This is a genomic window from Glaciecola sp. XM2 (assembly GCF_018595715.1).
In the GTDB taxonomy this organism is placed as follows: Bacteria; Pseudomonadota; Gammaproteobacteria; order Enterobacterales; family Alteromonadaceae; genus Glaciecola.
Map to the genome: position 1 here is coordinate 368009 of NZ_JAHEOJ010000014.1, position 23707 is coordinate 391715.

At 43.2% G+C, this 23707-nt stretch carries 17 protein-coding genes; 4 read left to right on the top strand and 13 right to left on the bottom strand.

The features are described 5' to 3' along the window. Positions 1-19: 19 nt before the first annotated feature. On the bottom strand, positions 20-412 hold the full coding sequence (locus KJ365_RS02185) for a DUF2170 family protein (RefSeq protein WP_214449967.1): 393 nt from the start codon (positions 410-412) through the stop codon (positions 20-22). A gap of 199 nt (positions 413-611) precedes the next feature. On the opposite strand from KJ365_RS02185, the gene KJ365_RS02190 reads away from it, so the two are divergent. Then, positions 612-881, top strand: coding sequence for a DUF6471 domain-containing protein (locus KJ365_RS02190; protein ID WP_214449968.1), 270 nt, complete (start codon positions 612-614; stop codon positions 879-881). A 130-nt stretch (positions 882-1011) separates the two neighbouring features. Continuing rightward, complete coding sequence (locus KJ365_RS02195) at positions 1012-2460, top strand: cryptochrome/deoxyribodipyrimidine photo-lyase family protein (protein WP_214449969.1); 1449 nt, start codon at positions 1012-1014, stop codon at positions 2458-2460. Between the two features lie 117 nt (positions 2461-2577). On the opposite strand, the gene KJ365_RS02200 is transcribed toward KJ365_RS02195, so the two are convergent. Then, positions 2578-3594 carry a GGDEF domain-containing protein gene (locus KJ365_RS02200; RefSeq protein ID WP_214449970.1) on the bottom strand — a complete coding sequence of 339 codons (1017 nt, stop codon included), beginning with the start codon at positions 3592-3594 and terminating at the stop codon, positions 2578-2580. A gap of 302 nt (positions 3595-3896) precedes the next feature. Here KJ365_RS02200 and KJ365_RS02205 point away from each other — a divergent pair, with 302 nt between their 5' ends. Beyond that, a complete protein-coding gene (locus KJ365_RS02205) occupies positions 3897-5882 on the top strand; it encodes a putative bifunctional diguanylate cyclase/phosphodiesterase (RefSeq protein WP_214449971.1) in 1986 nt (661 codons plus the stop codon). A 106-nt stretch (positions 5883-5988) separates the two neighbouring features. Here the strand turns inward: KJ365_RS02205 and KJ365_RS02210 are convergent, their stop codons facing one another. Both KJ365_RS02210 and KJ365_RS02215 read right to left on the bottom strand, forming a co-directional pair. Beyond that, a complete protein-coding gene (locus tag KJ365_RS02210; protein ID WP_250883972.1) occupies positions 5989-6558 on the bottom strand; it encodes an AAA family ATPase in 570 nt (189 codons plus the stop codon). 114 nt (positions 6559-6672) lie between these two features. Next, on the bottom strand, positions 6673-7002 hold the full coding sequence (locus tag KJ365_RS02215) for a RepB family protein (RefSeq protein ID WP_214449972.1): 330 nt from the start codon (positions 7000-7002) through the stop codon (positions 6673-6675). A 133-nt stretch (positions 7003-7135) separates the two neighbouring features. Here KJ365_RS02215 and fabA point away from each other — a divergent pair, with 133 nt between their 5' ends. Further along, a complete protein-coding gene (fabA, locus tag KJ365_RS02220) occupies positions 7136-7654 on the top strand; it encodes a 3-hydroxyacyl-[acyl-carrier-protein] dehydratase FabA (RefSeq protein ID WP_214449973.1) in 519 nt (172 codons plus the stop codon). A 66-nt stretch (positions 7655-7720) separates the two neighbouring features. Here fabA and rmf read toward each other — a convergent pair whose 3' ends face one another. The 9 genes from rmf to KJ365_RS02265 form a co-directional block, all read right to left on the bottom strand. Beyond that, positions 7721-7897 carry a ribosome modulation factor gene (gene rmf / locus KJ365_RS02225; protein ID WP_214449974.1) on the bottom strand — a complete coding sequence of 59 codons (177 nt, stop codon included), beginning with the start codon at positions 7895-7897 and terminating at the stop codon, positions 7721-7723. A gap of 270 nt (positions 7898-8167) precedes the next feature. Next, on the bottom strand, positions 8168-9826 hold the full coding sequence (locus KJ365_RS02230) for a DUF3466 family protein (protein WP_214449975.1): 1659 nt from the start codon (positions 9824-9826) through the stop codon (positions 8168-8170). A gap of 14 nt (positions 9827-9840) precedes the next feature. After that, positions 9841-11760: an ATP-binding cassette ATPase Uup gene (gene uup / locus KJ365_RS02235; RefSeq protein WP_214449976.1), complete on the bottom strand. Its 1920-nt coding sequence runs from the start codon at positions 11758-11760 to the stop codon at positions 9841-9843. Further along, positions 11757-12005 carry a glutaredoxin family protein gene (locus tag KJ365_RS02240; RefSeq protein WP_250883973.1) on the bottom strand — a complete coding sequence of 83 codons (249 nt, stop codon included), beginning with the start codon at positions 12003-12005 and terminating at the stop codon, positions 11757-11759. Before KJ365_RS02240 ends, uup begins: the two co-directional genes overlap by 4 nt. After that, a complete protein-coding gene (rlmKL, locus tag KJ365_RS02245) occupies positions 12002-14116 on the bottom strand; it encodes a bifunctional 23S rRNA (guanine(2069)-N(7))-methyltransferase RlmK/23S rRNA (guanine(2445)-N(2))-methyltransferase RlmL (RefSeq protein WP_214449977.1) in 2115 nt (704 codons plus the stop codon). Before rlmKL ends, KJ365_RS02240 begins: the two co-directional genes overlap by 4 nt. Further along, positions 14109-15113, bottom strand: coding sequence for a quinone-dependent dihydroorotate dehydrogenase (gene pyrD, locus KJ365_RS02250; RefSeq protein WP_214449978.1), 1005 nt, complete (start codon positions 15111-15113; stop codon positions 14109-14111). The genes rlmKL and pyrD overlap by 8 nt, the downstream gene beginning before the upstream one ends. Before the next feature lie 99 nt (positions 15114-15212). Beyond that, positions 15213-20051 carry an NAD-glutamate dehydrogenase gene (locus KJ365_RS02255; RefSeq protein ID WP_214449979.1) on the bottom strand — a complete coding sequence of 1613 codons (4839 nt, stop codon included), beginning with the start codon at positions 20049-20051 and terminating at the stop codon, positions 15213-15215. Between the two features lie 300 nt (positions 20052-20351). Beyond that, positions 20352-22670 (bottom strand): efflux RND transporter permease subunit, encoded by a 2319-nt coding sequence (locus tag KJ365_RS02260; RefSeq protein WP_214449980.1) that lies wholly within the window; start codon positions 22668-22670, stop codon positions 20352-20354. A gap of 1 nt (position 22671) precedes the next feature. Continuing rightward, a complete protein-coding gene (locus KJ365_RS02265; protein ID WP_214449981.1) occupies positions 22672-23703 on the bottom strand; it encodes a WD40/YVTN/BNR-like repeat-containing protein in 1032 nt (343 codons plus the stop codon). Positions 23704-23707: the final 4 nt, after the last annotated feature.

A 23707-nucleotide genomic window follows, 5' to 3' on the forward strand; every position in this document is an offset into this window, starting at 1 on the left:
ATTTACAATAATTCGTTACTTAAGCTTTTAGAAAGCTTGAATAAGCATCTAAGAAAGCCTCTACATTCTGAAACAGTGTGTCTACTTCAATAAGTACACTTTCGGGTTTTGATTGCGCGCTTAGAGAGCCAAACGCGATATAATATTCATTGCCACTTACTTGCGAGATCCCAATAGTGGTTAGCGGGAAAATCATGTGCGTTCGTAAAATCTCTTCGTTGAGGGCACTGCAATCGTTTACTTCATCGAGTGAAAATAACAATGACTCAACAATGATTTGTTCGCCGCTTATGGCAAGCCATGCATCAATTCCGTCTTCATTTGCAATGAGTAAGCAACCTTCCTCTTGCGTCACTACGTAACCTTCTTTTGCAGATATAATGTCTGCTAATTGTGCTAGCTCCCAGGCCATGCGTTTATCTCCATAATGTTTGAAATTAACCAGTGTCGTTATATATCATAAGAACAACTTGGCTGACTTGCTAGTAGCTTGATGACAAAAGTATAGATAGAACGCAAAAGGAATGTCAAACATTTATTTCACTTTTGAGTAATATAATGTTCTAATGTGAATCATACGTTACATTAATATCGAATGAGTAGAGCTTTTTATGACTGTTAAAACTAACGACTGGCGCAACTTAGTGCAACGCTTACTTAAAGCGGAGCTTTCCAAGAAAGGTATTAAGTATCAAGAGCTTAGTGACAAGTTGAAATTTGTTGGTATAGAGCAAAGCGCAGACAATTTACGTAATAAAATAAATAAAGGAATATTAGGCGCCGATTTGTTGTTACAAATTATGTACGTACTTAATATCAAACATATTCGACACGAAGATATTGCTGACATGCTCAAAGATCTCAACCCAGACGAGTATTAATATCTCATAGAATGTTTTTATATCTGTTTAACTCGCCCTCCTCTTTTAGACTGCAGTTCGATGTCAACAATCACAATTGATCTCCTTTGTTATAACTGTATAATTATACAGTTGCCGATTCGGAGTCGCTATGTCTCTTAGTGTAGTTTGGTTAAAACGAGATCTACGTTTACGTGACCACGCGCCCCTAGCAAATGCTGCGGCGTCAGGAAAGCCCGTGCTGTTAATCTATATGATTGAACCGATTATGCTTAATGATCCGCATATGGATCCTCGTCATTGGCGGTTTATTTATCAGTCAATCATTGATATGAATGAGCAGCTTGCCCCCTTTGGTGCAAAAGTCATCACGATGCACGGTAGCGCAATCGACATATTAAAAACGCTCAAAGACTGCGGGATATCTGAGTTATTTAGCCATCAAGAAATAGGCCTTGCGCACACCTATAAACGGGACAAAGACGTCTCATCTTGGTGTAAGGCAAACGCCATTGAGTGGAATGAATCACACTATGGCGCGGTAAAGCGACCTCTAAATGACCGTTTTACCTGGCGCACACATTGGTTTGAGCGCATTGCCAGCCCTACCATTGATCCAAACCTTAACGATATTTGCTGGTATGAAGACGATTCGCTAGCTAAAGACATGCCTAGCGTTTGGGCACAAAAGCAGGAACACTTTCAACTAGGCGGTGAACGCAGGGCTTGGCACACCTTGTATGATTTTTTTAAAGGCCGCGGCAAGCGTTATTTTGGCAACATTGGTAAACCGCTAGACGCTAGGCAAACATGCTCTCGCATGTCGCCATATTTGGCGTGGGGTAATATTAGCCTCAAACAGGTATATCAACTCAGTACACGTTACGAAAAAACCACTGGTTGGAGGCGCTCAGTGAACGCCTTTCAAGCGAGATTAAGCTGGCACTGCCACTTTATTCAAAAGTTTGAATCGGAAGCTGACATGGAACATCGGCCTGTAAATCGCGCGTATTCGCAATATCCGTATCTAACTTCCTCTGTTGCAAAGGAGCGCCTTGTAGCATGGAAGGCCGGTCGCACAGGTATTCCCATCATTGATGCTTGCATGCGTGCAGTGTTAGTAACTGGATATTTAAATTTTCGCATGCGAGCCCTTCTGGTCAGCTTTTTATGTCATCACTTAGATGTTGATTGGCGTGCTGGTGTCGTGCACCTTGCGAAGCAGTTTTTGGATTTTGAGCCTGGTATTCATTACCCTCAATTTCAAATGCAAGCAGGCGTAACCGGCACTAATACCATTCGGCTTTACAACCCTGTGAAGCAGTCAGAAGATAAAGACCCCGATGGAGTATTTATTCGCCGTTGGGTGCCTGAAGTCTCTAAGCTTCCTGACCAATACATACATGCGCCATGGAATATTCCGCCGCTAGAGGCGGCGATGTATGACTTTAGTCTTGAGCGCGATTACATAGCTCCTGTCGTCGATATTGAAGATAGTGCCCGCATTGCTCGTGATAAGTTATGGAAATTTAGAGCACGCGACGACGTTCGAAAAGAAGCACGAAGAATCTTATATCAGCATTCGGTCATGAACGATTAAGCGAATGTTTACGCATAGATACATAACTGCATTATAAGGCGTAACCGCTTATTGTGATTACATGATTCAAAGCTAGCTTTATCGCGCGGGCATTTGGCTCAAACATATAATGCGATTTTAGCTAATAGGCATCACTCTGTTACGACCGAGGTTTTTAGCTTGATATAGCAGTTTATCAGCACGTTCAATAAAGTCGCCGGCGCTTTCGCCCTTCTCTTTTTGCGCGACACCGACCGATACCGTGACATCACCAAGCACTTTGCCGGTGCGCCTATCTTTTACTGATATCTTTTCAATCGAGCGCCTGAGCACATCTGCAATATGTCTCGCTTTTTGCAAATTAGCGCCGGGTATCAGCACCACAAACTCTTCACCGCCATAGCGAAATACTTGCGCGTCGTCACGACAACCTGTCTGCAACTTTTTAGCAACCGACTTTAACACCAAGTCGCCCATTTGATGACCATGGGTGTCATTTATGACTTTGAAATGATCAATATCAATGAGCATTAAAGACAGTACATCGATACCCAATTTACTTTCTAACTCGGAATCAAAATAACGGCGATTGCATAATCCCGTCAACGCATCATACAACGCGGCTTGTTGGCTTTCTTCAAGCTTCGTTTTTAACAGCTCAATCTCTTTTTCAGCTCGCAACAAAGCGCCACTGAAGCTGATTGTGCTCTGCCTTATCGCTTGGGACTCGTTCACCATATTGCGCACGAGCTTCATCACCTCACTCACCGATAGACCTTCTTTTTCAACTTTGGCTAGATTATCTAAGCGATTATCCATCACCGTTTTGAACTCAGATGTATCTGACTTTGTATCCTTCATGGACTGCGATAATTCTAACAACATAGCCTCGACGCTTTGACGCACTTGCCAAGCATCTACTTCTTCCTTTTCTGACAAATAGTTTCTGTATAGTTCTTTTGTCTTAACGGATGACAGGGGGTAGCCTTTTTCTAAGCTTTCATCTATATCCTGATTCAATTTAGGTGAATCGTTAGACACATAGGTGTACCAAAGTGCATAGTTTGTGGGTATTGCAGAAATATTGTATTTAAGCAGCAGCGGCACTGTGCTTTTTAGAATTTGAAATGATTTTTCTATTTCATGCTTTACCATTAAGTAATACCTGCTTAGCCATACGAGTATAGGGTTAATTAATAGCATATATTCGGCGTTGTTACAGCGGCTAATTACCTTAAACAAAAATACTACTGTTAAGGTTAGATTCGGCGATTAACTCATCTGATTCAACATAATACTCATAATATCAATCACTTACTTGCTTTATTCATACTTGGCTTACACCTTAGCTTAAGGATGGGTGACGTGTTTACTTGGTAAGCATTAAAAAACTGGTTATAGTGGCGTTATGTGTAGAGCGCTGCGCTCAATTTTAGCTGTGGGAACCTGCATTTATAATGGCTTATACCGTCATATCCACTCTTCAACTTCTTAGTGCGATGATCATTAGCATCATCATGGTGGAGTACTTTCGACAGTACCAACGCCCGTATCTAAATTACTGGGCAAAGAGTTTTGCCTACTTATCGATGTTCTTGGTATCAAGCCTATTACTCTCTTACCTTTCTACTCAAGGACTGGCTTATCATAGCCTTAGTATGTATGCCATTAGCGCCATTAAAATGGTCGCAGGCTTCTTACAAATTTTATATTTGTTCATTGGGTGTTATGCGCTGACAAAGCGACGCTCAGATAACAACATCAATGAAAACTTGCTTGTTATCGTATGTTCCATATTCGCGATGGTCTTTGTAAGCATATACGCTTTCGACCCTGACGGGGCGCTTATACGGCATATTATACGCAGCAGCTCTCGTTACATCATTGGTGGTTTATGTTTTATAGGCGCGGCCATTTACCTCTATAACACGCTTACGTTGAGAAACTCTGGTCAAGCATTGGTTATTATGGCTTTTCTAGCGCTTGGTACTGAGATGACCGTGTTAGGCGCGCTAAGCATGACACAATATTTTGAGCTATTAAGCCCTCTCGTGTCTTATCATGGTGCGGTTGAGTTATTTGCTTACTCGGTGCTTGGCTTAGGACTTGTCATGTGGTTACTCGACTCGGAACGAAAGCAACGTCAAGCCATTAGAAATAGGCTGAATTACCTCGGAAATCATGACCCGCTTACTGGCCTTGTCAATCGAGAGGGTTTCGAGCAAGCGATTACGCAATGGCAAAGTGCTCAATCTCAACAAGAAGATAAATTAAAAGTAGTGCTTTTTGGGATTGATAAGTTCAAACGAATCAATGAAGCTGGCGGTGTAAAACAAGGAGATGAAGTACTTGTATCGATTGCCGCTCGTTTTCAGAACATGCCACACAATGCGTTTGCCAAAGCACGACTGACCGGTGACGTATTTGCGTGTTTAATCAACGATAGCGCAAGCACCCCAGAACAGCTTGAGCGCGTTAGAAAGACGTTGTCAAACACTATTCATTTAGCCAATCAAAGTTTTCATATTGATATAAGTGTAGGAGCCGCTAAATTAGAGCCATTCAAAAGCCCTGAAACTGTCATGCTCAACGCTCAGCGAGCACTTCAACAGGCGAAGGAAGCCGGCGGCGCAAGGACTGTGGTATTTAGCGATCTTACGCCAGAAATAAGTAATACCATAGAAATTGAAAATGAGTTACGTAAGGCACTGAAAAACCAAGAGTTCATACTCTTCTTGCAGCCGCTTTATGACGTAAACAAAAATGATATTCAAGGGTTTGAAGCATTAGTGAGGTGGCAACATCCCGTAAGAGGCGTTCTATCACCCGTGGAATTTTTGCCCTATTTGGCACAACTACACCTTATGCCCAAGCTGGATATATGGGTATTAAATGAAGCAACCCGATTGCTAAGCGCTTGGCGACACTCTAATGCGGGAAAGCTCAGCCTTGCAATTAATCTCTCTACTGATGGCTTAAATGATAATGACTATATCACTCGGGTTGTTGAACTCAGTAAAAGCCTTGGTCGGGATATCAATAAATTGCATATAGAAATTACAGAAACCTCGGCAATGAAAAGTATCCAAAGTGGTAAATTAAACATCACAAAACTCCATGATCTGGGCATAACAATTTCGTTAGATGACTTTGGCACAGGGTATAGTTCACTTAACTACCTTAAGTCTTTCCCTGCTGACAAAATCAAGTTTGACCATGGCTTCATTAAAGAAATGCTCGAAAACGAAAGTGCAGAAAAGATATTGCGAGCACTTGTCCCCCTTTGCCAAAACCTAGGTAAAAAAGTCGTTGCTGAAGGGATAGAAACACAACAACATTTAAATATGGCCAAACAAATAGGCTTTGATCAAGTTCAGGGCTACTTCTTTGCTAAACCCATGCCTGTTGATGTCGCATTAGGATTATTGAAAAAGGCGATGTAGACAAGATACACGTCCAACTGAGTGGTTAGTCATTTCAGGTGTACTTCATGCCAACACGCTGATGTCTTCGTGAATGGGTATGTGATGTTACATGTAATGAGCTCGCTTACCGGCGCGGAAAGACAGATGAAATAGGCTCTAATCTATCGGTTAGATAGGCTAGCTTGTCTAAGCAAGTATGCGTATCGATGGATACTATCAATAAGCCTGAATGTGATGACATTTGCTTGAGCAAGTAATCAAAACGGATAGTCAGCAAGCTTTTTTCATTTTCATCGTCGGATGAATAGGCACTGAAAAGAGCATCAGCTTCATCAAAAAACAATAACCACTTTTTGTTTTCTGCTTTTGCCATTAAGCGCGTAATATTTTTTTCTGTCTCGCCTATATAATGGTGAACAAAATCAGCACATGATATGAGACATATTGGCCTGCCGAGGTGATAGGCAGCGCTGTTTATGAGCACGGCTTTTTCTTGACTCGACTTATCAAATAACGTCAGGACTTTGTTCTGACCACGCTCGCTAGCAAACATCCTATCCTGTAAATCTTTCAAGCTTGCGTCTGAGCCATTGATATCAAGAAGTGGCTTAATTGGACGTGTTAACAAGGTTACCTTGCGAAAAGGACCATTGTGATGTTCACTGAAGTACTTTTTATAGTCTGACGTTGACAAAATATCGCTCCTACTAATGACTTTTTACTACTAAAACCTCTGCTCATTACGAAGTGAATTAGTTAACACCAATGCTAGCAGTCTAACCCTAAGTCTTTTATCAACGAAAACTAACTACTCGCTACCCTCTTGTGTTTCTTTGCCTTTTTGTGAGTTTTGCATGTGTTGCTGACGAGCTTTTAGTGCTTGTTTTTTACGTTCATCCTGCTCTAACCATTTATTGAGCGGCCGAATCTGTCCATTTTTATAGGCAGCGTACGTGATTCTTAAGGCATTGGAAAGTATATCACTGTCGGTCCAGTTGGTTTTTTCTACAATCTCATTGTAGTTGTCCATTGCCTCTGGCGTTATGTAGCCGCGCACCATTTTTTTGCCCATGGCCTTTTGGCGCTCTCTGTAGCGCTTTTGTTTCTCGGCATTCGCCTGCAGTTTTTTGTTTCGCATTGTCGTACTCATCCTTTCACTAGGGTAATTGTAGAGGAATTTAATAATAAATTGAAAAAAATCACTGTTCAGAGTTGTTTAGCGTACAAGTGTTCGCTAAATTATGCCCTGATTTTAATTATAAGAAGCCAACATGTCTGAAAAACAAAATGCGTTCACACGCGAAGAATTATTAAAGTGTAGCTCTGGTGAGCTTTTTGGTCCTGGTAACAGCCAACTGCCCGCGCCAAACATGCTGATGATGGACCGCATTACCACTATCACCGACGAAGGTGGAGAGCACGGTAAAGGGTATATTGAGGCTGAACTCGATATCACACCTGACTTGTGGTTTTTCGATTGCCACTTCCCTGGCGACCCAGTTATGCCTGGGTGTTTAGGATTGGATGCGATGTGGCAGCTCGTGGGGTTTTTCCTAGGTTGGTCTGGTGGCCCGGGTAAAGGGCGAGCTTTAGGTGTTGGTCAGGTTAAATTTACCGGTCAAATTCTACCAACGGCGAAAAAAGTGACCTATCGTATTGATTTTAAACGTGTCATTAAGCGTAAGTTATTCATGGGCTTGGCCGATGGCTCAGTAGCGGTCGATGGTCGTGTTATTTATACGGCTGAAGATTTAAAAGTAGGCTTGTTTCAAGATACATCTGCGTTTTAGTAGGTCTGATAGTTCGCTAAAACAAAAACGCCGGGTAATGTTCCCGGCGTTTTTATTATAAATTCTTTAACGAGGACTGAGACCCAGTTGTCGGTCTCCAGCAGCTTCTCGCCAGCCGCCTAGCCAGTGTGATCGCGCGTCAAATGCATGGAACGGACAGTTTTCTTTAGAACGACCAGCAATTCCGGCCTGATAACCTTTAGCGTGAGCTCTGCTCAATTTGTCTCGTTTTTGTCTCTTCATTGATTGCCTCTCTTTGTTAGATAGTATGACCATTCATCTTGCCGTCAGGCGTAATAAAAATGTCATATCTATATAGATACAGCACAATATCAATAGCTTCAACCTAAAAAGTCGCGACATTTAGGACAGTGTTCATAACTTCTTGAATTTTGGTGATTTGCTCTTTGGACTAAATTCACATAAAAAATATGTTTTTATGTGTACTGGTTATTAAAAACAAAAGAGGCCACGTAAAACGTGGCCGCTAGGAAGACATTGAGGGTTAGCGTATTATTTGAATCTTCTGAAACCTAAAATCGATAATACAAATAATAAGAACCATGCAGAGTTTGAGGCACCTTTTCTCTCGAGATTATCAGGGTCATCGGTACCGTCATCTGCGCTGCAATCTGGAACAGGCTGATTGTTTGGTGTTAACTTTACCGTGACAACTCTACTTTGAGTCAGCAATGGCTCACCCGCAGAATCAACGAGCACCTCACCTGTTACAGAGCGCAATTCATCTAATACCACCGCATCAGCGATAATTTCATTGTTATCGTTAATACCCACGGCTGAAATAAGTTGAAGTGGGCTATCACACGCCAGCAAAGTATTTAGATCGATAAACTCATTTGTCGCAGTATCAAATCTAAATGCTGCCCTGGGTCTTGTTCCTTGAGCGACTTCGATTTCTGCATCGCCCACAATGATGCCGTTATTGTTTATATCTCTTGGAAAGGTATTGGAGCTTCGGAAAAAGCCCGGGAAAAATTCAAAGGAATCATCGTTTAAGTTATACACGAACATCTTTGCGACACCCGCTCCGTTTATTGCTTGGGCTTGATATCCTGCAATGAGTCCATCGTCATTGATGCCGATGGCAAAGCTTCCGCCCGTTTCACCTTCTAGCTCTACGTCCTCAGGGAGTAACTGACGCGTCTGTGAATTTTGATACAGCATCGCCAAATTACGCACTGAAAATTCACCGAGTACCTGACCATTGCCTACAGCAATGCCTTGCGTATTAATATCAACCGCTTCGTTTACATAGTTAAACGTATCGTCTGCCTCAGGTGTAAATGATAAACCAAACGTTTCAGTACTTATGGTTTCACCTTGCGCATCTAACTGCCATACCGTCGCTCTTCTTGTGTGGCGTTCGCGCGAAAGCGTGCGAGCTTGATACAGACAGACTTCAATATCGGTAGTCACTTCATCTGAGTTACACGCATCGATACTATCGGTTATAAATGTACTAGCGGAGACCGATGATGTACCAACGGCTTGTAAGTTGCTGTTAATTGCAAATACTTCACTCACCCCACCTAGGGTTTGGTCAATGGGCAATAGCGGCGAGACTTGATCGCCCACTTGCACAAACGCTCTGAGCGGAAAATCATTGATAACCGCAGTACGTTCGACGCCATCGGCGTCGGTATAGTCGTATGGAAAATATAAACCGGGACTGTTTCCTACGATATGCGTCCCGTTGACAGAGCCGGTTAAGGTGGTGTTCATGGAAAAGCTAAATCCGTTTGTTGCGTCGGATTCTTGGTCAAAGCCAGAAACATAAAGATTGTCAAAGCCGTCGGTTTGATAACCAACAAAAGTGGCTAGTTTTTGACCTAGCACGGTAAAGTTGTTGGCATTATCACGGAATACAGCGACCACACCGGTATAGTCAGTCAGGTTAAAATCCCCCTGGGCTGCGCCCACCGGGTCGCTAAGACTTGGAAAGTCATCGACATTGAACAGGGTTAAATCAATCGGAGGATTAAAGGGGTCTTCAACGGTAACCAGCGCTAGCCCCGTGTTATCGATAGACGCCGCAAATTGATAATTTGATAGCTCTATTGTAGGTAATACTTGTACATCAAGTGCTTGCGCCGTAACCATCGCTGGCAGTGAACTGAGGGCAACAACACCCATCAAGTGATTAAATTTCATTCAATATCCTGTAACTACACATTATTTTTTAGTTCTTCTAACTCTTCCCAGCGCTCGAACGCAACTTCCAAGTCGTGCTCACACGCTTGTAATTTATCAAGCACTGGTTGAGTGATGTCCGACCCTTGTTGAAAAAACTCAGCGTCGTTTACTTGTGTTTGCAAGGCTGCTAATGCGACTTCAAGCTTCTCAATTTCTTTTGGAAGCGATTCAAGCTCTCTACTCTGGTGGTATGATAACTTGTTGACCTTTTTTTGAGTAGCCTTGTTTTCACTTATAAGCGGCGAAATGGTCGCTTTTTCAATGTTTTTCTTAGTTTTCGGCTTTTCTTGCTGACTTTGTTGATACCATGCCTGCGCATCTGAATAGCCACCCACAAACTCTGTGATCTTACCGTCGCCTTCAAACACAAGACTAGACGTCACAACATTATCGATAAATTCACGATCATGACTAACCAACAATACCGTGCCGTCATACTCTACCAAAAGGGATTCCAGTAATTCCAGCGTTTCGACATCAAGGTCGTTAGTTGGTTCATCCAATATCAAAAGGTTACTCGGCTTGAGCATTAACTTAGCGAGCATAAGACGATTTTTCTCACCACCAGATAACGTAGAAACCGGAGCATTGACTCGCTCTGGACTAAACAAATAGTCTTGCAGGTAACTAATGACGTGCCTTGGAGCCCCATTCACCATCACTTCTCTTTTTCCATCAGCAATGGCATCAATTAGCGGTTTATCTAGCTCTAATTGACTGCGGTGTTGGTCAAAATAAGCAATTTCAAGGTTCACGCCCCTATGTACCGAACCTTCCTGTGGCTCTATGTCACCAAGTAATAGCTTAATCAAAGATGATTTGCCACAGCCATTAGCACCAATCAGCGCGAGTTTATCACCGCGCGTGATTAACAGATCGAGTTGGTCAATTAACCTTAGATTTTCATAGCCAAAACTCACGTGCTCAAGCTCAAATACGCGTTTGCCAGAGCGGTGCCCCGCTCCACTTTGAATAACCGCTGTGCCCATCACTTTTCTGCGCGCTTTATATTCTTCGCGCAATGCTTTTAGTGCTCTTACGCGTCCTTCATTGCGGGTTCTTCGCGCTTTAATTCCTTGGCGTATCCACACTTCTTCTTTCGCCAGCTTTTTATCAAACTCTTTTTGGTGAGTCGCTTCTACTTCCAAGTCATGTGCTTTTTGTTCGAGGTATTTATCGTAACTTACCGGATATGAAGTTACTTGGCCTCGGTCAATATCAACAACGCGGGTTGCTAGATTCCGAATAAAGCTCCTGTCGTGGCTAATAAATACAAGGGTGCCTGCGAAAGATAACAAGGTTTTCTCAAGCCATTTCACCATATCAATATCTAAGTGGTTGGTTGGCTCATCGAGTAACAATACATCCGGTTGACTAACCAAAGCCCTTGCAAGTGCTGCTTTTCGTCTCCAACCACCCGAGAGGTCGCTTAAAAGTGTATTAGCGGGAAGCGACAGTTGCGTCAACACGTTGTCAATACGTTGCTCTAACTGCCAAGCGTTGCGTGCATCGAGTTGTTCTTGTAACGCTTGAAGTTTTAATAATGCTTGCTCGCTTGCATCTTGCGCGACCAAGTCAGCTTGTGCATGGTATTCAGTGATAAGCGTAGCGTTATCGCCAAGGCCCTGAGCAACATATTCAAAAATACTGGTATCGGTGTGTGCGGGAGGATCTTGTTCTAAACGCGAAATCACCGTTTCACCGGCGACAATTCGCTGGCCATCATCAAGCTTCAGTTCACCGCTGAGTACCTTCAGTAGCGTCGATTTGCCGCTACCATTGCGACCAAGAATACACACTCTTTCTTGGGTCTGGATATTAAGGTCCGCACCATCGATAAGAGGTGGCTGACCAAATAAAATGGACGCGTTTTTTAATTGAATAAGGTTCATATGAGGAAAGTTTCTAATGCTTCTAAATCAAAAGGCCAGCCTAATTCTGCGCTCGAGTCTACGCGCTTAATAACTGGGATTCGCGCGCCATACAGATGATATAGCTCAGTACTGTTGCGAATATTGACTGACTTAACGTTCACCGCGTTGTCAGGCAACTGAGCAATTACGTCTAAGGCGTGGTCACAAAGTTCACAATGTGGACCTGTGTATAAAATAAGTTCGTGGGGCATTTGCTGCGTCATACCGATAGCTCCCAGCAATGATGTATCTTGGGGTTGCGGGCAAAATCTTCTGGAATAGTTTTAGGTCCAATGTTGTTTATTGTCACCCCCATATCTAACAGGCTTTGCTCATCTAACTTAAACTTACGTAAGTTGTTGCTAAAGTAAATAAAACCGTCGGGGGCAAGGCATTTTAGCGCTTTTTCTATTAGCGCTATATGGTCGCGCTGCACATCCCAAGTGTCGTCCATGCGTTTTGAGTTGGAAAAAGAAGGCGGGTCAATAAAAATGGCGTCAAATTTTGGCTGATTACCGTTTGCGCGCTTCTCTATCCACTGCAAGCAATCTTGTTGCTCAAAGGTGTGCATGCCAGTGAGACTATTCAGTGCAAAGTTATCTTTTGCCCAATTGATATACGTTTTCGACATATCCACACTGGTAACAGACTTCGCGCCGTGCAACGCAGCGTGCACAGAGACACTAGCGGTGTAACAAAAAAGGTTAAGTACGTGTTTGCCTTTGCTTTTAGCTGCGAACATTTGTCTGGTGGTGCGATGGTCTAAAAACAACCCAACATCTAGATAGTCACTAGGATTGATATAAAACTTTGCACCATATTCTTCAACCACAATACGCTGCTTAGTGTTGCCTTGCTTTTGATATTGGTTAGGGCCCGATTGAATGGAGCGCTGTTTGACCACAACTCGACTGCTATCGCAGGCAAGTATCTTGGGAATGCGCAACAGAGCTTGCTGTAAGCGCTCAGCGGCAACCGCGACTGGAAGGCTTTTAGGCGGAGCGTATTCTTGTACGATGACATGATCACCATATACGTCTATGGCAAAATTATAATGTGGAAGGTCAGCATCGTAAATACGATACGCTTGTATTTGCTCGCGCTTTATCCATTTTTGTAAACGCTTTTGGTTTTTTATTAAACGATTAGCAAACTCCTGTGCCACCTCACTATGGTCTTTATCAAACTTTGCGAGGTTATCGGTATCAAGCACATAATTTGCTAAAATACATTCTAGCTTGCCGTTGTTTATTGCATACTTTTTGTGGGTTCTAAGCTTTAATGCTTTTAACAACTGTTGATCTGAAGAGAGCAGCGACACGCGCCAATTGGCAAAATGCGCTTTTAGATGCTTTCCAAGTCCATCATACAAAGGCAATAAACCAACATAATCCCCTAGCCTTTCACCATAAGGGGGATTACTCACAATAAAGCCTTCGGACTCTGGCACTTGCGCTTGTAGCGCGTCGCACTGTTTGAAAGTGATGTGCTCTAGCATATTCGCCAGTGCCGCATTTTCTTTGGCTATATCGAGCAATTTAGTGCTTATATCAAACGCATAGATATGGCAGCTTGGTTTTGTGATTGCCGCCTCAGCAGCGTCCTTCACTTTGCTCCACAGCGTGCGGTTATGTCCAAGGTAATGCTCAAATCCCCAGTGAAAACGATTCAGGTTTGGCGGCGTATTGGTTGCCATAAGCGCCGCCTCAATGGCAATTGTTGCTGACCCACACATCGGATCGAGTAAGCACTTATCGCGAGATTCTGCCCAACCACTGCGCATGAGTATAGCAGCGGCAACCTGTTCTTTGAGCGGTGCATCACCGGTTTGTGCTCGATAGCCACGCTGGTGCAAACTTTCACCTGAAAAATCGATACAAATATCGAGTGTTTCTCGGCGTAACCTACCGTGAATTTGCACGTCTGGATCTTGCCTAGACACGTCTGGTCGACGTCCCAATTCTTCTGCAAACTGGTCTACAATCGCGTCTTTAATTTTCAAAGAACCAAACTGTGAATTACGGATTTCCCGGTTAACCCCATTGAAACGGATAGCGAAAGATGAATTGACGTCGAACTGTGCTGGCCAATCCACTTGTTGAGTGAGGGTATAGATATCATCAGCATTTTTGACTTTTCCGCTGGCAACAACAAGCAGCAAGCGATTCGCTAAACGCGTATGTAGATTCAGCTTATAGGCCTCTTCTAAACTCACATTTAAACGGCATTGCCCTGGCGTAACGTGCACATCTCGCGGCTCATTCAAGATTTGTTGAATTTCTAGCTTCAGTAGCTCATCTAGGCCCTTTGCCGCAATTAATAGTACTTCAAGCATTTACGAGTTCCTTGACCAATGCAGGCCCCTGATAGATAAAACTTGAGTACACCTGTAACAAGGTCGCACCTGCTTTAAACCTTTCTCTAGCATCTTGCGCGCTGCTGATACCGCCTACTCCGACAATAGGTAGCTTGCCGCCTAAAGCGTCTGATAGGGTGGCAGTTACGCTTAAGCTCTTTTGGGTAAGTGCTTCTCCGCTCAAGCCCCCTGCTTCATCGGCATGCTCATGGCCGGCAACTGCTGTTCTGTCCAGGGTAGTATTGGTCGCTATTACGCCGTCCATCTCAGTGGCAATAAGCGCTTGCGCAATTTGTGAGATGGCAACTTCGTCAAGATCTGGCGCTATTTTCACAAGCAAAGGAACTTTCTTTTTATGCCTTTCGTTAAGCACTTCGTTTTGTTCGCGTAGGCCACTTAACAAGCGATTAAGCGCATCACCGTATTGAAGATTTCTAAGCCCTGGCGTGTTTGGCGACGAGATATTAATAGTAATGTACGACGCATGCTCATGTACTTTGTTTAAGCATACGAGGTAATCACTTAATGCGTCTTCTTCCGCGGTCACCTTATTTTTACCAATGTTGATACCCAGCACGCCATCATAGTGAGAGCGCTTTACTTGCTCAACTAAGTAATCGACACCCTTATTATTAAAGCCCATGCGGTTGATAATAGAACGATGCTCAGGCAGGCGGAAAAGCCGAGGTTTGTCGTTACCGCTTTGAGGCAATGGCGTAACAGTGCCGACCTCAATAAAACCAAATCCCATTTTTGCAAATGCGTCTATGCACTCGCCATTTTTATCAAGCCCAGCGGCAAGTCCAATAGGGTTTTTGAACCGCAAGCCAAAACATTCAACTGGCTTGTCGTCCAAGCTTTGGGAGTAAAGTGAGCTAAGCACATTGCTGCCGGTGCGCTTTAAAAAGCCAATTGAGACGTCATGGCTCCATTCGGGATCACATGAGAGAAGCAGTTTTTGAGTAATCGAGTACACGCTGTTCCTAGGTTCCTAGATAAATAATGATTATGGCAAGTAAAACAAAAACAGCCCTGCAAGCAGGGCTGTTCAATATAACCTGTAACGCGCTATAGTTTAATGGTTTGCGCTGATGCTTAACAGCATCAATTCGCGTAAAGCGACAGAAAACTTGGCGAATTCATGGTTTTCAGAGGTTTTGAACTCAGTCATCATATGATACCAACGATCCAAGCTAACTTTGTTCTCACTTATCCACTTGTCTAGGATTTTATCTGCGTCCTTACTCTTAGGTGCACTGTTGAGTAACACGGAGGTTAACGCTCGCTGCTGCCAGTCTAGTTCTTCACGGTAACTTGCTCGTGCTAGGGCTTGCCAGTGGTTAGCCACATGTTGCAAGTTTATTTGTTGCAAGAACCAATGCAGTTCAAACTTATTGCCAAGTTGATAATACAAGCGCGCTACCACATCAACCGGGCGCTGCTCGATATCCGCAATTTGCACTAAATCTAAACATGAGAACATATTGCTTAGGCTTGCAACACGGTATGCATGCTCTTTTGGCAAATTCTGTGCAATCAATTGCTCCGTGCGCTTTTCAACTTCAGCCAGCTCACTTTCGACTAAGTAATTGGGTAAGTTTTTGTTTATCACAACGAAGCTAGAGCGATACTTATCAATCGCAGCTTGGATATCTTGCTGTTTATCGCCGTGACGAATATACCATCTAGCGGTACGGCGAAGCGTGCGGCGCATATCGTCGAGCACTTGCAATTGCAAAGTAGCATCAATCTTATTATCAAGCTGCTCCACTTCATTCCATAGCGTTTGCATATCGAACACGCCTTTTACAATACTATAGGCATGTGCAATTTCAGCGGCAGACGCACCGGTTTCTTCCTGCAACCTGAACACAAAGTTAAGACCCATATCGTTGACGATTTCATTGGTCAGCTTAGTGGCAATGATCTCGCTTCGAAGCGGATGGTCTTGCATTTGCGCTTTATACTTCTCGCGTAATACGGGGGGAAATGCGTTAATAAGATGCTTTTCGTAGTAAGGATTATTGGTAATCTCCTCAATATTGAATTCATCTTTTAATACCATTTTGCCATAGGCAATTAATACGCTTAACTCAGGTCGAGTAAAGCCTTGTCCGGTTACAACGCGCTCAGAAATTTCATCATCACTTGGTATGAACTCTAATTCCCGATTTAACGCGCCTTCACGCTCTAAGCCATGAATAAAGCGCAACTGTTCTTTTAATTGTTTCACGCCACCAAGGTGAGTGATTGAGATAGACTGTGTTTGGCGGTAACAGTCTTCTATTACAATACTGCCAACGTCATCAGTCATATCGTAGAGTACTTTGTTACGTTGTTTTATGGTTAGGTCACCATTGTTCACCAAACTATTAAGGAGAATTTTGATATTGACTTCATTATCTGAACAGTCAACACCCCCAACATTATCAATAAAGTCAGTATTAACACGACCGCCATTTGCGGCAAACTCAATTCGTCCTAACTGCGTTAAACCAAGGTTACCGCCCTCGCCCACGATTTTTGCCTTAACGTCCTTTCCGTTAACACGTAAGCTATCGTTTGCTCTATCACCAACATCTGAATGGGATTCTTTAGAGCTTTTGATATACGTGCCTATGCCGCCGTTCCAAATGAGATCAACAGGCATCTTTAAGACATTATGGATGAGTTCGTTAGGCGTCATCGTTAACTGACGGGTGTTGAGCCATTTTTTCATCTCAGGGGAGAGTTTTATCGACTTCTCACTGCGTTTGAAAATGCCGCCACCCTTAGAAATCAGGTCGCGATTATAATCGTCCCAAGACAAACTCGGATCGTCAAACAAACGCTGACGCTCTTTGTATGTGCTTTGCGGGTCTGGTGAGGGGTCAAAGAAAATATGCATGTGGTTGAAGGCACAAATAATTTTAGTCTGTTGAGACAGCAACATACCGTTACCAAATACATCACCCGACATGTCACCAATGCCAACCGCGGTGAACGGCGTAGTTTGACAATCCATGCCAATCTCTCTGAAATGACGCTTAACAGATTCCCAAGCGCCTTTTGCCGTGATCCCCATCTTTTTATGGTCATAGCCTACGCTACCACCGGAAGCAAAGGCATCACCAAGCCAAAAGTTAAACTCTTGCGATATTCCATTTGCAATATCTGAGAAGGTTGCGGTGCCTTTATCCGCAGCCACCACAAGATAGGTATCGTCTTCGTCTAATCTTACGACCTGCTTAGGCGGCACCACCTTACCATCTACAATATTGTCGGTGATATCAAGCAAGCTTCGGATGAAGATTCTATAGCATGCTTGACCTTCAGCGAGCATCGTCGCACGGTCGGCATCTTTGGGCATGCGTTTGCATACGAAACCACCTTTTGCACCTACCGGCACAATTACCGTGTTTTTCACCTGTTGGGCTTTCACCAAGCCAAGTACTTCGGTTCTGAAGTCTTCCATGCGGTCTGACCAACGCAAACCACCGCGAGCAACCTTTCCGCCTCGTAAATGCACGCCTTCTACTCGTGGAGAGTAAACAAATATTTCAAATTTAGGCAGTGGCAACGGCATTTCTGGAATGCGCTCAGGTAACAGCTTAAACGACACATAGTGTTTTGCATTACCATTAGCATCTTGCTGATAAAAATTGGTACGCAAGGTCGCATTAATTAAATCCAAATACCGACGAATGATCCTGTCATCATCAAGATTCGATACGCCATCAAGCTTATGCAAAATACCTTGCTCTAGGGTTTCGAGCTTTTTGGCATTTCGTTTAGTAGATGGGCAAAACTTTTGATCGAAGTACTTAATCAGATCTTTTGCAATATCTGTGTATGAGGCCAATGTATTAGCAATGTAATCGATGCTAAAGGAAGAGCCTATTTGACGCATGTATTTAGCATACGCACGCACGATGGTCACCATGCGCCCCTCGATTTGACCGCCCAAAATAAGACGGTTAAAGCCATCATCCTCAAGGTGGCTGGTCCACACATCGCCAAATGCTGATTGGAAAAGTGCTTGGGCACGCTCCATATCAAAGTCATGGCTCTGTTTGTGTAACATGGTAAAATCCATGACCCAGCTAATTTCGCCTTGCTCGTTAGTGACTCTATACGGGCTCTCATCTACGACGCGAAGCCCAAAGTTTTCCAACATGGGCAATACGTCAGACAAGTGAATAGGCTCATGTAAATGGTACAGTTTGAGTTTGACGATATCAGATTCGCTACCCTCTTCTTGAGGGCGATAAAAGAGAATATCGAGTGGAGAGTCTTGCGTAAGTGTTTCGATATGTTGTATGTCAACTAGCGCAGCACTCGGTAAGTTTTGCTCGGCGTAGCTTCTTGAAAATGCATTGTCATATTTTCTGACTACCGATTTACCATTCTCGTCTCCATAATAGGCGACAATTTTGGCATTTAACTTATCTTGCCACGACTTGGTTAATTCAATGAGATTGTTCTCGATTTCGTTCACATCGAACTCCAAATTATTATTAGTTACGCGCGCGATATAATGGGTTCTTGCGTATACCGACTCAGAAAAGTATGTATTAAATTCAACTTCCCCTTTAGCATTAAACGAACGCTTCAGTAGCGCCTGAGTGTCTTTTCTTAATTGGGTGTTATAGCGTTCTCTTGGCACATATACCATGCATGAGAAAAAGCGGCCAAAGGTGTCACGGCGCACAAAGAGTTTTGACATGCCCCGCTCTTGCATTTGAAAAATGCCCAAAATGATTTGTGCGAGTTCTTCATCTGACGTTTGCAGTAACTCATCTCTTGGATAGGTTTCGACAATATTCACAAATGCTTTGTAAGCATGGGTACCCACTTCAAAACCAGATAACTTGCACATTCTGTTAATTTTTTCTTTTAACATGGGCAAATCTGTAGCACTGCTGTTGTAAAAAGATGCGGAGTAAAGCCCTAAAAAGCGATGTTCTCCACAAACAGCGCCTTTATCGTCAAACACCTTAATACCGATGTAATCCATATATGCCGGTCTGTGAACACGCGAATGAGTATTGGTTTTAGTTAGCATCAGTGGATTGCTAGAGAGCGCTTCATCACGCGCCGATGCTGGCATTTGTGAGAGCAAACGCTCTTTATCGCTAATAGAGTTTTTCATTAAGCCTAAACTGCTGTCGTTGTCAGATACCCAAAGGTGATCACCCTCAATAGCCTTAACATCGTAATAACGATAACCCATAAGCGTGAAGTTATGGTCATTTAGCCAGTTTAAAAACGTTTTGGCTTGTAGGGTTTCCTCTGAACAACTGTCACTTTTTGACGAATCAAAGCTTTTTGTAATTTGCGCTAACTTTTCGCGCATACTTTGCCAATCAGACACCGATAACGACACTTCGCTAACGACCGAATGTAGCTCGTCCGTTAGTTTTTTAATATCTGTTGCTCGAGATAAGCGGTCTACCTCTATAAAAAACACCGTCTCTGAACAGTGTGCTTTATTACGGGACTCACCATCAACAAAATCAATCACTTTCTTGTTTGCGTCACGATTAAAGTGCATGGGGGAATGTAAGATAAGATGCGAGGTGATTTGTAAACGATTGATAGCCATTCGCACAGAATCAACAAGAAACGGCATATCATCGACAATAATTTGAATAATGGTATGGGATGATTGCCACCCTTGTTTCGCAATCTCAGGGTTAAACACCCTGATAAGCGGCTCACCTGTATGTTTCTCTTGAAGCTGTCGCCATAAGCTTAAAGCCGCGCCATAAAGATCACTGTCGCTTCTACCGCTTAAATCATTGAAGGACATGTTCTTATAAAGTAAGTGCGCAAACTGCGAAACTAGATTAGATTCTTGCGGATCCACTTTTTCATTAATTAATGCAAATACCTGATCTAACAGGACCGAGTGTTGATGGTGATTGACCGTCATATGCAATCTCAATTTATGTGTCGTGTGCGTTAAAGTAAAAGGTAGTTACCAACAATCAATATTGCCAGTTTAAAACTACATTTATTGTTAACGGTATTTTCCTAAAAAAATTAATAGTTTACTAGAAAATATTAACGCCTTTTTTACAACTTGAATAAGCATTTGCCTTTTATGCATAAAAAAAGGAGTCAAAAGACTCCTTTAAATTTCTAGACCAGTTGATACGCTTTGAGTGGCGAAATATTCATATATTTTTTGCGCAACAAACGCTATGTAAATGTTGCGCATAAATATTAAAAATTATTTTTTCCCCGATTTGAACCAAAGCAATCTAGCGATGGCCGGCAGTACAATTATTGCACCTAACATGTTCACAACGAACATAAAGGTAAGCAATATTCCCATATCCATTTGGAATTTAAGTGATGAAAACACCCAAGTGCTTACACCAATTGCCAGAGTAATACCGGTAAAGAGCACCGCACTGCCACGCTCTTGAAGCGCTGCATAATAAGCAGCTTCAACTGATTCACCTTCGCGTAGTTTAGCGTTCATCGTAGAAAGTATATAAATACCGTAATCAACACCTATACCAACACCCAGTGCAATTACCGGTAGCGTTGAAACGGTCAGGCCAATTTGCAAATACGTCATCAATGCTTGCGCGAGGATAGATACCACATAAAGCGGAATCACTACCGACAAGGTCGCGCGCAATGAGCGGAAGCTCAACAGACACAGAAGAATAACCGCACCAAACACGTAATACAGCATAGGATCTTGTGAGGATTCTACCGCTTCGTTCGTTGCTGCCATCACTCCCACAGGCCCAGTAGCCAAATTGAAGGTAAGTTCATCTGTTGCATATAAAGCACTGACCTCTTTGACTGCAGAAACAACCGTGTTAATCGTTTCCGCTTTGTGATCTTCCATGAATAAAATCACTGGCATCGCAGAACAATCGGCATTAAGCAGGCCAGACGACGTAGGCACTCTAGAAACTGCCTGTACCATGGTTGCTTGATTGCGAGGTAACACCTGCCACTTTGGATTACCTTCGTTGTAGCCGGCATTGACTTGCTTGGCAACCGATGTAAGTGATATCGCAGACTGCACGCCAGGTACGTTTTGCATTCTCCATTGGAAATCATCAACCGCCGTCATGATGTCATAGTTCATACAAGCAGACTCAGGTGCTTCAACGATAACGGAGATGTAATCTACAGTAATTTCAAATTTATCGGTGATCAGGAAGGTATCCTGATTGTAGCGCGAGTCTTCATGTAAGGCCGGTGCGCCGGCGTGTAAATCGCCAATCTTCAATTCCTGAGACTGATTTAATCCCCACGCAAACAAAACGCCAGTGATCAATACAATGACAAGTGCTGGTTTACCTGAGGCACAGTTCGCTACCGTCTTCCATATAGCAGAATCAGCGCTTTTTGCTTGATATCGGGCTTTATTTTTCTCGCTAAGCGTGACGTACGACATCAATACAGGAAGCAGTAATAAGTTCGTTAAGATAATGACCGCAACACCCATACTCGCAGTAATCGCAAGCTCTCGGATAATACCGATATCGATGACCAGCAGTGTCATAAACCCTACCGTGTCTGATAAGAGCGCTATCCCGCCAGGAATTAATAATGTTCTAAATGCATGTTGAGAGGCAACTTTTACGTCTACGCCTTGAGCAGCTCTTTTGCCTACCGCGTTGATCATTTGCACGCCGTGGCTAACACCAATAGCAAAAACTAAAAATGGCACCAATATCGACATGGGGTCCATGCCAAAACCAAATACTGTCAGCAAACCAAGTTGCCATACCACCGCAATAAATGAGCACAACAAAGGTAAAACCGTCAGCATGATGGAACGGCAGAAGAAAAACACCATGATTGCGGTAATGGCGATGGCAATAGCGAAGAACATTACAACGTCCTTAGCACCATTTGCCACGTCTCCAATCATCTTAGAAAAGCCAATGATGTGAATACTGATTCGATCGGTTTCGTATTGCGTGCGCAGTTTGCTTTCAAGTTCGTCTGCAATAGCAAGGGTATCGAGTATTTCGCCGGTTTCTGGATCGATTTCTAATAATTGAGCTGTGACCATCGCACAGGTAAAATCATTGGATACCTGACGCCCAACTATCCCCGCTTTATCAATGTTTTTGCGCACTAGATCGAGAGCTGATTGACGGCTGGAATCAAAATCTGCAGGAATAACAGGTCCACCAGAAAATCCACCTTCTACAATCTCAGTAAAACGTGTAGATGGCGCAAATAGCGACACCACTAAAGAGCGATTAACGCCATTTATAAAGAATACTTCGTCATGAACGTCTTTTAAGGTGTCAAAGAATTGCGTATTAAAGATATCACTTTCGGTATCACACACCGATACTAGGACGTTGTTTGCACCGCCAAAATCTTCCTTGTGTTCAATGTAGGTCTGCATGTACTCATGATTGAGGGGAATATTTTTCGTAAACCCAGCATCTAACTTCAATTGTGATGCTTGATACACTAAAAATACGGTAATCACTGCAAAAATAGAAATCAGCAAACCGCGATTTCTAAAAATGATTTTTTCAGAAGAATTTATCAAAGAATTCATATTAATTCGGCAACTCTATTGATTGAAGACCATCAGCGCTAACGGCTGTTAATACATTGTTTAGCATCACCGCGCCGGTGATGGCAGAGGAAATATCGGTATCGATTCGCGTTAGCGAACTATGAAGACGGCAACCATCGGCATCGGCTGCCTTCATTTGTTCGCTGTTTATACTCGATGGATCCAGCGAAAACACAACGCCATTGTTACCCAGTACAAGGAATTGATCATTGATAGCGACAATCGCATTTAATGAAGTTGTTGCACAAGTATTGAGGGTCACCCAATCAGAGGATTCAGAAAGCACAAACATATTACCCCGCAGCCCAATTGCAATTAATTCGCCGCTCAGCAGCTCCTTGGTATCAAAAAATGAGCCGTAATAGTCGATTTCATAACGCTCCCAACTATTGCCTTTGTCTGTGCTTTTTGCAACAAGACCCGCCTCGCCCGCAAGATATAGGTTGTCACCTTGCATGCTCAAGCGATTAAAATGTGGGAATATAAAGTCTAACTCTTCTTGGTAAAACGCTTCATCGTCTTTGATACTCTCTAAATAATCAATATCATCTGGCGAGAGCAACGAAACGTATTGCTCTTGCGTCCAAGTTAGACCCGCGTCAACGCTTCTGTAAAACAAACCATAACCACCTACCGCAATGACTTCCTGCTCGTCAATAAACATCACATCCAAAAATGGACGATCTAGCTCCACATTGCTGTAAACCAATTCCCAGGTATTACCTGAATCTGAAGAGCGAAGAATACTCGCGTCATGCCCTACCGCCACGAAGGTCTCGTTAAGGCCGTCAACCGCGGTTAACGTGACTGTCGTTGGCACAATCGCTTGGCTAACGCTCTGGTTATCGCCCACAAGAATGTGACCGCGTTCACCGACTACTACGGTAACCTCGCCTTGGTATGCGTCGAGCAACATCGAATCTTTTACCAAAGGTGCCTGAAAAGCCTGCTGCGCTTGTGCAGCAGTCAGAACAAAAAATAAAGAGAGAGAAATGAAAATTTTAGTAACCACACAT

Excerpts from the sequence above, each read along its gene's own strand:
- KJ365_RS02185 (WP_214449967.1), bottom strand. The coding sequence starts at position 412 with ATGGCCTGGGAGCTAGCACAATTAGCAGACATTATATCTGCAAAAGAA.
- KJ365_RS02190 (WP_214449968.1), top strand. The coding sequence starts at position 612 with ATGACTGTTAAAACTAACGACTGGCGCAACTTAGTGCAACGCTTACTT.
- KJ365_RS02195 (WP_214449969.1), top strand. The coding sequence starts at position 1,012 with ATGTCTCTTAGTGTAGTTTGGTTAAAACGAGATCTACGTTTACGTGAC.
- KJ365_RS02200 (WP_214449970.1), bottom strand. The coding sequence starts at position 3,594 with ATGGTAAAGCATGAAATAGAAAAATCATTTCAAATTCTAAAAAGCACA.
- KJ365_RS02205 (WP_214449971.1), top strand. The coding sequence starts at position 3,897 with ATGGCTTATACCGTCATATCCACTCTTCAACTTCTTAGTGCGATGATC.
- KJ365_RS02215 (WP_214449972.1), bottom strand. The coding sequence starts at position 7,002 with ATGCGAAACAAAAAACTGCAGGCGAATGCCGAGAAACAAAAGCGCTAC.
- fabA (WP_214449973.1), top strand. The coding sequence starts at position 7,136 with ATGTCTGAAAAACAAAATGCGTTCACACGCGAAGAATTATTAAAGTGT.
- rmf (WP_214449974.1), bottom strand. The coding sequence starts at position 7,897 with ATGAAGAGACAAAAACGAGACAAATTGAGCAGAGCTCACGCTAAAGGT.
- KJ365_RS02230 (WP_214449975.1), bottom strand. The coding sequence starts at position 9,826 with ATGAAATTTAATCACTTGATGGGTGTTGTTGCCCTCAGTTCACTGCCA.
- uup (WP_214449976.1), bottom strand. The coding sequence starts at position 11,760 with ATGAACCTTATTCAATTAAAAAACGCGTCCATTTTATTTGGTCAGCCA.
- KJ365_RS02240 (WP_250883973.1), bottom strand. The coding sequence starts at position 12,005 with ATGACGCAGCAAATGCCCCACGAACTTATTTTATACACAGGTCCACAT.
- rlmKL (WP_214449977.1), bottom strand. The coding sequence starts at position 14,116 with ATGCTTGAAGTACTATTAATTGCGGCAAAGGGCCTAGATGAGCTACTG.
- KJ365_RS02255 (WP_214449979.1), bottom strand. The coding sequence starts at position 20,051 with ATGACGGTCAATCACCATCAACACTCGGTCCTGTTAGATCAGGTATTT.
- KJ365_RS02260 (WP_214449980.1), bottom strand. The coding sequence starts at position 22,670 with ATGAATTCTTTGATAAATTCTTCTGAAAAAATCATTTTTAGAAATCGC.